This window comes from Ferrimicrobium acidiphilum DSM 19497 (assembly GCF_000949255.1).
Lineage (GTDB): Bacteria > Actinomycetota > Acidimicrobiia > Acidimicrobiales > Acidimicrobiaceae > Ferrimicrobium > Ferrimicrobium acidiphilum.
This window is the reverse complement of record NZ_JXUW01000010.1, coordinates 76,246-84,748: the sequence shown is the minus strand read 5'-3', so window position 1 is coordinate 84,748 and position 8,503 is coordinate 76,246. Positions and strand designations below refer to the sequence as shown.

Genomic DNA, 8,503 nt, shown 5'->3' with positions numbered 1-8,503 from the left:
TCCCTCGGCCAGGGTTATAAGTACCTCATGGACTCGATCGCCGTTGGCGATGGCCGAGGAGATCAGAGCTCAGAACTAACCCGTTACTACGCAGGAGTCTGGCACCCCACCGGGTCGATGGAAGGGTAGGGGTCTGGCTGATCTCGGAGAGGGAAAGGGGATCGAGCACGACTCAGAGGTCACCGAATCCCAGCTGTGGAACATGCTTGGACTCGCTTGCTGATCCCCTCACTGGTGATCCAGTTGGACAGGCGTTACGAATCCGACGGGTGAGTATGAGCGATCGGATCAAGGCCAAAGTTGCCAGGTTACCAGAGACCCTCACAGGGGAGGATCGAGCCTTGGCGATCGAAACGATCAAGGCTGAAGAGGCCCAAGCAGAAAAGAAGATCGGCAAGCCAGTAGCTGGTTTCGATCTCACCTTCTCACCCTCTAAATCCGTCTCTGTCGCCTGGGCCTTAGCCGATCCGGAGACCAAAGCAATTATCTATCGCTGTCATCAACGAGCCATCGACTATGTCCTTGCCTATGCAGAACGTGAAGTGATTCACTCGCGCTCTGGTAAGAACGGTGTCCTCCGAGAGGACGTCACCGGCATTAGTGCTGCAAGCTTTACCCACTATGACAGCCGAGCTGGTGATCCACAGCTCCACGATCATGTCATTGTCTGGAACCGAGCCAAGTCAATCTCTGATGGCAAGTGGCGAACCCTCGATGGCAGTGGCCTGTATAAGTCCATCGTGACCCTTGGCTTGATGCACGAAGGAGTACTGTCTGACCTTCTCACCGAGGCCCTCGGGGTTGGCTGGGAAGAGAGGGTGACCCCAGGTGGGATGCCAAAGTCTGAGATGATAGGAGTGCCAACCGATCTCATGGAGGAGTTCTCACAGCGGGTAGCAGCGGTTAGAGAGCACAAGACACACCTCGTAGAGCAATTCACTCTGGCTCATGGACGAGCCCCCAGTGCGGTCGAATCAGTACGCCTCGCCCAACAGGCTAATCTCGAGACCCGTCAGGACAAGGTGCATCGCAGCCTCGCCGAGATGACAGATGACTGGCGCCAACGCGCAGCCCGCTACCTCGATGATGACCCAACTACCTTCGTTGCCGGCCTGGCGAATCGCAACGAGTTGCCACTACTGCGCGCCGGCAGTCTCAGTGAAGAGATGCTCCAAGAAGTTGCGAGGTTGGCATTGGAGAGGGTCTCAGAGCGTCACGCCACCTTTGGGCGCACAAACGTCCTAGCCGAGGTCCATCGTCAACTCCAGGGGTTACGTTTTGTCAGTCCCGATGACCGGGTGGCGGTAGCTGAGCGAACGACAGAGATCGCCCTGGCTGAGGCGATCCAGATCAGCTCACCTGAGCTCTATCATCTACCTGAGCGATTTCAAAGAGCAGACGGTACCTCTCGGATGCGACCAAAGGAGCGCCATCTCTATACGACCGCAATCCTCTTGGATGCCGAGGCAGATCTGTTTCGGGCGTCACGATCCCTCGATGCCCCCATCGTTTCAGTCAGCACCGTCAAGGCAGTAGCTGAGGTCAACCTAGCAGGGAGAGACTTTACTATGAGCTCCGATCAGGCCCTGGCGGTTGAGGTGATCGCCACCTCCACTCGTCGCCTTGATCTACTCGTTGGACCCGCGGGTACAGGCAAGACGACGACGATGGCTGGCCTTCGTACTGCTTGGGAGCTAGAGCATGGACCAGGGAGCGTTATTGGGCTAGCTCCATCGGCAACGGCTGCCCAGGTGCTAGCCGATGAGCTTGGCGTCGAGACCGAGAACACCGCCAAGTGGCTCCATGAGTGGCGACAGGGTGCCGGGAGACAGGCAGAACGGGATCGTCTGGCCAGCCTTACCCCGGTCATTCCAGATGCTCCAGAACCAGGAGCTACTCGCCAGAGAGAGATCGAAAGGCTAGACGGGCTGCTTACCCGATGGCGCTTTCACCCCGGTCAGTTGGTCATCATCGATGAGGCATCTCTTATTGGAACCTTTGCACTAGATGAACTCGTCAGTGCAGCCTGCGAGGCCGATGCCAAGGTGTTGCTGGTCGGAGATCCCGCCCAGATCTCGAGCATTACAGCCGGTGGGATGTTTGGATCCTTGGTGCGAGAGCGAGGCGACATGGTAGCAACCTTGAGCGATGTGCGCCGCTTTGTCCATGCATGGGAGAGAACGGCGAGCATGGAGCTACGTGTTGGTGACGAGGAGGTGATCGATGCCTATGAGACGCACGAAAGGATCAAAGAGGGCGAACGCGAGGAGTTGATCGAGGCAATCTATCAGGCCTGGAGGAGCGACGTCACAGCAGGCAAGGACTCGCTCATGATCGCAGGGGACACCGACACGGTCACCGAGTTGAACAACCGAGCCAGGGCAGACAGGGTGGCCGCAGGGGAGGTCACAGCGGCGGGGTTGAGCTTGGTCGATGGGACTATCGCTGGGGTTGGTGATGAGGTGGTGACCCGAGAGAACAATCGCCTGCTAACAACCGGCAAGGGGTGGGTGAAGAACGGTGATCGTTGGCAGGTAATAGCGACCAGTAACGACGGCACTATGAGCATCAGACGCCTTGGAGGAAGAGGCGAAGCCATATTGCCGTCTGACTATGTGGCCAAACACGTCGAGCTGGCCTATGCCACGACTGCGTATCGGGCACAGGGAAGAACTCTCGATACCGCCCATGCGATGATTACCAGTACAACTCCACGAGAGGTTCTCTACGTCGCAGCTACGAGAGGGAGAGAAGCAAACCTGCTCTATGTCGATACCCACTATGACCCAGATCCCGCCACTGCACATGAGGGGACGACCGAAGTACAATCTGCTCGCCAGGTCCTTATCACCTGTCTTGCCAACCAGGGATCAGAGCTGGGAGCCCATGAGATGATCCGGAAAGAACACGAAGAAGCAGAGGGGATCATCCGACTCCATGGGGAGTATGAGACCATCGCAAGAGTCGCCGAGGAGGAGCGATGGAACGAATTACTTGCTCGCTCGGGACTAACGGATGAACACCTGGAACAGATTCGAGAGAGCTCAGCATATGGACCACTGCTCTCAGCGCTTCGAGGCGCAAAGGCTCGTGGGATTGACATCGACGATGACTTCCCAACACTCGTTACAGCACGCCAACTCGATGATGCCGATGATCTAGCGGCGGTGTTAGCTAACCGAGTAGCGAGTTGGACGCACAAGCATGGCAGCAAGCGCATGGGGGCAACCAACCTCATCGCAGGGCTCATCCCAAGGGCTACCGAGGTGACCGATCCAGACCTGGGCCAAGCCCTCATCGAGCGTGAGCGTGCAATCGAAGAGCGTGCGATCGCACTCGCTGAGCGGGCTATAGAGGAGCGGGCCAAGTGGGTACAACTACTCGGGCAGATGCCATCAGATCCAACACACCAAGCAGCGTGGTTGGTAAACGTCGCGACGATTGCCGCCTATCGGGAACGGTGGAACATCACCGGTAAGACGGTCATCGGCAATGAGTCACACGTCGATAGCATCGAACAGCTTGGGCAGTGGAGGCGGGCTAGCTCCGCAGCGAGGGATGCTATCAGGCTCGGTTGTGGGAAGATTGGAACGGGGAACTCGGACGATATCCATGCCGTCGGTCTGGACTCTAAATTGGCTGCAAAAGAAGGAGCGAGCGATAACTTCGCGCTGTGAATCAAACGTGAAATAATGGGCTCAACCACCCGCGCCTAGCATTCGCCAAGACAAAGCATTTAGCGATTGCCCTGTGACAAAATTAACAGGCCGTGTTCCACGGACGGTCCGCTTACCCTGTAGCCATGTCTCTTGGGCCGTGTCATCCGCTCTGAAATAGTGCAAGGATTTACTTCTCACTTGGTGTGCCTCTTCCCGGAACATAACCTCACCATTATCTGCTCTGGTCGATCTGCCCGCATTTCGGGTCGATCAAATAGTTCACCACTCCAATTTAACATTGCATTAGCGTATACATCAGTGCTCGTAGATATGCGCGAGCCAAGAGCGGAACACTTACGCAGCGTGAGAGCGCCTTGGTTCCACCGTCGAATTGCGCTGCCACCCTGTGCGAAGACAAAATTATGCCCCTCATGGATGGGTTGGTTTAGGTATGGATACCGACTCTTGGAACGATAGTGTTGCACCCGGTCTCAGGAGGTAGGACTAAAACATTTAGGATGATTGAGGCATGAGTAAGGCAAAGCGATCAAAATCACCGCGATGGCGCAAGGGTTCACGCAACTCGAGAACAGTGAGAAGTGTTGACCTTCAGAATATCAATTGGTCACGAGTTAGATGGGCTAAGCTCGATCACGTCTTTGCCACACTTGAGCCTGAGTCTCTGATCGCGTTGATATCGGCCGCTGCGGATTCTCCAGGATGCGGGCATCGCCTGCCATCGCTCTCACTCCTCTGGCTGCGTGCCGTCACACGTCGTCCACTTGGCTCGGTCCAGGCGCAACCGGCCGACCTACCTAGGCTCCTGGTGGCGGCTCGCCAAGCCGCACCCCAATTGAGCTACCTCGAAGACTATTGGTCCCCTGATCCACGGTTGGTTGTTCGTTATGCGGTCGGCCAAGACCGCCTGCGGATACACCCCGGCTCATTTGCTGATCCGTCGAAATTGCTTCGAATGACCGAGTCCATAGCCAGGGCCATCGATCCGTTTGTTCTTGAGAGACATCAATTTAGTCTTACTGACTTGTTGGAGGTGGCACTCCGCTATTCAGATTGGCGAATTGGTCTGATTTCTCCTCATTGGCCCACGGGGCCATTGCCAAAGGACACGCCAGAGCCAGACGATGAATCGGCTCAAGAGCGTTCAGTCCGAATCGCAACCACCCCCATAGCTTTTGAGCCAGGAGAGTTCGATCCCGATTTAGAGATGAAAGCAGTACCCGAACTCTGGATTGGAAATTGCTCAAATCCCGCTCGCTCCGCTCGCGCCTGGGAGTGGGCCACCCTCGCAAGTGACAGCTATCAGCTCAACCTAGGACCTATGGCCGAACCACTGGGAACCACCCTCGCTATTAGATCATTAAGATGTCACTCCGTCCCGGCAGCGTTCGTTTTGAGTGGACTCTCTGCCGCGATGCAGGTTCTTGCCGCGGAAGCAGCTTCCGACGAGCGATCGCTCAAAGCGCTGCAAGATTACACGATGTTTCAAACCCTACAAATATTTGGTCGCACTACGCAGCTCCTAGAAGACCCGCCTGATGTTCCGCATGATGCCGGGTCATCCCTAACACCCCAACATTTTCCTGTTCTAGCTGAATCTCCAGATAAACGACATATCTTCCTCTTCCGCGTCATCGCTGCTTTGGATGGTATCGGCTTAATTCATGCTATCGAAGAGACTGAGGAAGAACTACGTCAGATCGGTATTCAGCAGCTTCGTGAAGTTGATGGGTCGATCGAACACACAGCTACGGTGCACCGGGTTGCGCTTTACGGTGGACCACTGCAGCTCAAGCCTGCCGATCGTCCTGGGATTGCATTTCTGCACGTTGAAGATCTGGCCTCAATCAAATTAGATGCTCAGCAGAGCGAACTTGGTTTGGACCTGATCTTTCAGTTCCTTGACGAATTAGTTACAATGCCTGGCGTTGAAAGCCTTTTCGCTCTCGATGCAATAGACATTTGGAGCCGTTGGAAAACTACCGGAGTGTTGAATCCAACGGGTGCCTCCGATAGTGCGCTTGCCATCATCGGTGCAGTAGATGACGAAGCCTGGTTAACCTCCGTGGCTTGGGAACCGATTGAAGCCGTACTCACTGCCGCAGGACTTCCCTCCATTTCACAGTGGCGTATTGCGCACTTGGACGAACCTGGTCAGGCAAGTATGTGGACAGAACAACGTCAGGCATATCTCATCTTGGCTCAACCACCACTAATCATCTCCACCTCTCTCCACCAAGGTCTGGTTGATCTTGGGATGGACCCTAGCTTTGGCGTTGGCGTCGCGGATGGGATACTTCTAACCTGTGCCAACTTTCCCACAGTCTCAGCCGGAATTGCACTCCCAGGCGGTCGCCCTCTGAGAATCATTCTGGAGTTTACGGCTAAGAGATCACCGGGGGCGGGAACCGACTGCATTGGGATCGCTTGCAGGACCGTTTCCGAACCTCAACCCATCATCAACCTGCTCCTTGGGCCGGATTGGCTTGAATCACTCGCCGCTGATCCTCAAAAGGCCCATCAGGCCCTTGGAAATGAACTTGCGTACGGGCTCGATCAGCTAAATCAGGTCCAACAGGATGCGGATTGGCCCCTAGTTCGCAAGGAATTCGTTGCCGCTTGGGACGCGGCCCCACCTGTCGGCATGTTGCAGGCCAAAGAGACAACACTGAACTTTCGATCCAAAGGGCAGGTGCGTCTTCCGCGAAGTCGCGCTACCGAAGCACGTGCACTGAGAGCGTTGGCCGCTGCCGTGCTGAGCAACGGCGTTGGGCCGTGCGAACTGCTTGGTGCTGACGCCGTAGAACTATGTCACACCAAAATCGTACCAGCGATAAATCTAGCGTTAGAACATGCGATAGCTGAATGGTCACAGGATGCCATTTACGTTGTAGCGGAGCATCTCAATGATGCACACGGCGAACGAGCTCGAGCAAGTTCGGAATTAGAACTTGCACTCTCGGCTCCCTGGGGTTCTAACTGGCAGGCACTTGCTCTTGATGCACCTGATCCATCAGAGCAGACTCGACCCTTAGAGATCCTTTTGGAATTCCTACTGGCTGGGAGCTCAGTGGGTTCAGTGGTCCCTGATAGATTCGATGTTGCAGAAGTTGTTGACCTTACCTATCTCGCCATTCAAATCGGGAGCTCCCTTTCTGGGGCCGATCGCGGATTGCACGAGTTGGCGGTGATGGTTGGCGAAGACGGCATCACTCACGTAATCCCTGGTCTCGCCTTGGACGTCTCGCAACCAAATTCCGAGGGCCAGGGTTATCGATCGCAGATCCAAGTGGATATCCCGAGTTATATGGCCGCCGATCGAGCGCATAGATTTCGCTTGCGCAACTCCGACAAGCTCGAGCCCGCTCGCCGTATACATCTTCATGAGGAGCGCCCGAAATTTCCAAACCCATTTGTCCGGCTTGCGTCGATGAATGTTCCTGGCTCACTTCTAGCGGCTGATCGCGTCATGTTGCAGCACTGCGGAACAGGTATCGATGGTATCTCTGCAGTTTTAGGTACCGCCATAACCTGGACATCTGGAGAGGATCGCGTGGTTTCCGTTCTACGCTCCGAGCTCCGCGACGCGGCACAGATCTGGTCCTCACTTCCCGAGGAAGAAATAGAGGCAGCTCTTGATCGGCTGGTTCTCGAGCCGAGTCGACTTCACGATGAGCGTGTGCTCTACTGGGAGCAGGATCGCCGCCGTAACCGACTTGCGATAAAACCGCTGATAATGCTTAACGACAGGCTGCTCATCGTTCCATGGCAGGTATACGCTACCCAAGGAATCTATCTGCGCTACGCGCTTGAGGGTCGGCTCCCTTGGCACCCTCTAGATGTTCATGAACCAGTGCGGAATGCCTTCAACGAGTATCGCCAAGTTGCGAACCGTGACCTAGAGCGAGCGGCCGAGCAGGTTGTCGCGAATCTAAATCTGCCCCACAAGAAAAATATTCGCGAAAGCGAGGCTCGAAAACTCGGACTCCAACTTCCGGGTGAAATTGATTTATTGATCGCCGATGTCGCCCGGTCCCGCCTCTGGGTGTGTGAAGTAAAGGACGTCTCGGGCGCGTTTTCCGCTCGAACGATTCGGGATCGTATTGGCAAGTTTCTAAAGGACGAGGATTATATCGGTAAACTCTTGGCGCGTGCCAAGGCTATCGAGAGCGATACATCTGCGGCGAGAACGCTTGTGTCGGCTCCAGTGGCCTCAGGCCCATGGAGAATAATCCCCCTAATGGTCACTCGAAGCGTAGAACCAGCGGCATTCCTGAAGGATGTCCCAGTCACCTTCACCGTCCTAGACGATCTGGCTGGCGTCTTGCAATCGGACGCTGATCCCCGCCTCGGACATACCCCCATAGGCTCAGCCTGAACTCAGTCTTGCCCGAGGAGCTCCAGATCCATCATCGCGAGTTTTCACGATATACCCTCCAAGGGGGTATTGCCTTAGCCGGTAGTGCAGTATTATCACGTTTCTCTCGATTTCTTGTCATAGTTCACCACTAACGCTCTGCGCAGTCTTGCTGTGCTGCCTCGTCCGATTACTCAATGACTCAGCTGAATTGCAACCGGGAACTAACAAGAAGCGAGTTCGCCCATTCTCTGAAAATTGCCCGCCCCACACACCGACAGTACATCATTGTGTCCATACACTTCGTTCATCGAATCCGCAACGGCTGGAATTTGGCTGCAGCCTCTTCCTTTACGCGAGCTCGAGTACTCGTGTTCTCGATAAAGCGTAATATAATGCCGTCAATTGGACCCAGAGCCTGGTCGCGAGGTAGAGTCGACACCCTTCGCGTGATGAGAGGATTCGCATC

Annotated in this window: 2 protein-coding genes; both read left to right on the top strand. The window is 55.4% G+C overall.

Annotated features, from left to right (window positions below; translation table 11 throughout):
* The first annotated feature begins 206 nt into the window (after positions 1-206).
* Entirely contained in the window at positions 207-3,677 is a 3,471-nt protein-coding gene (gene mobF / locus FEAC_RS06690; protein WP_052565895.1) for a MobF family relaxase, read from the top strand.
* A 511-nt stretch (positions 3,678-4,188) separates the two neighbouring features.
* Positions 4,189-8,055, top strand: a complete 3,867-nt coding sequence (locus FEAC_RS06685; protein ID WP_035390122.1) for a hypothetical protein — start codon at positions 4,189-4,191, stop codon at positions 8,053-8,055.
* Positions 8,056-8,503 lie beyond the last annotated feature (448 nt).

What these genes read in the sequence shown, in the direction of transcription:
- FEAC_RS06685 (WP_035390122.1), top strand. Translation starts at nt 4,189, where the DNA reads ATGAGTAAGGCAAAGCGATCAAAATCACCGCGATGGCGCAAGGGTTCA.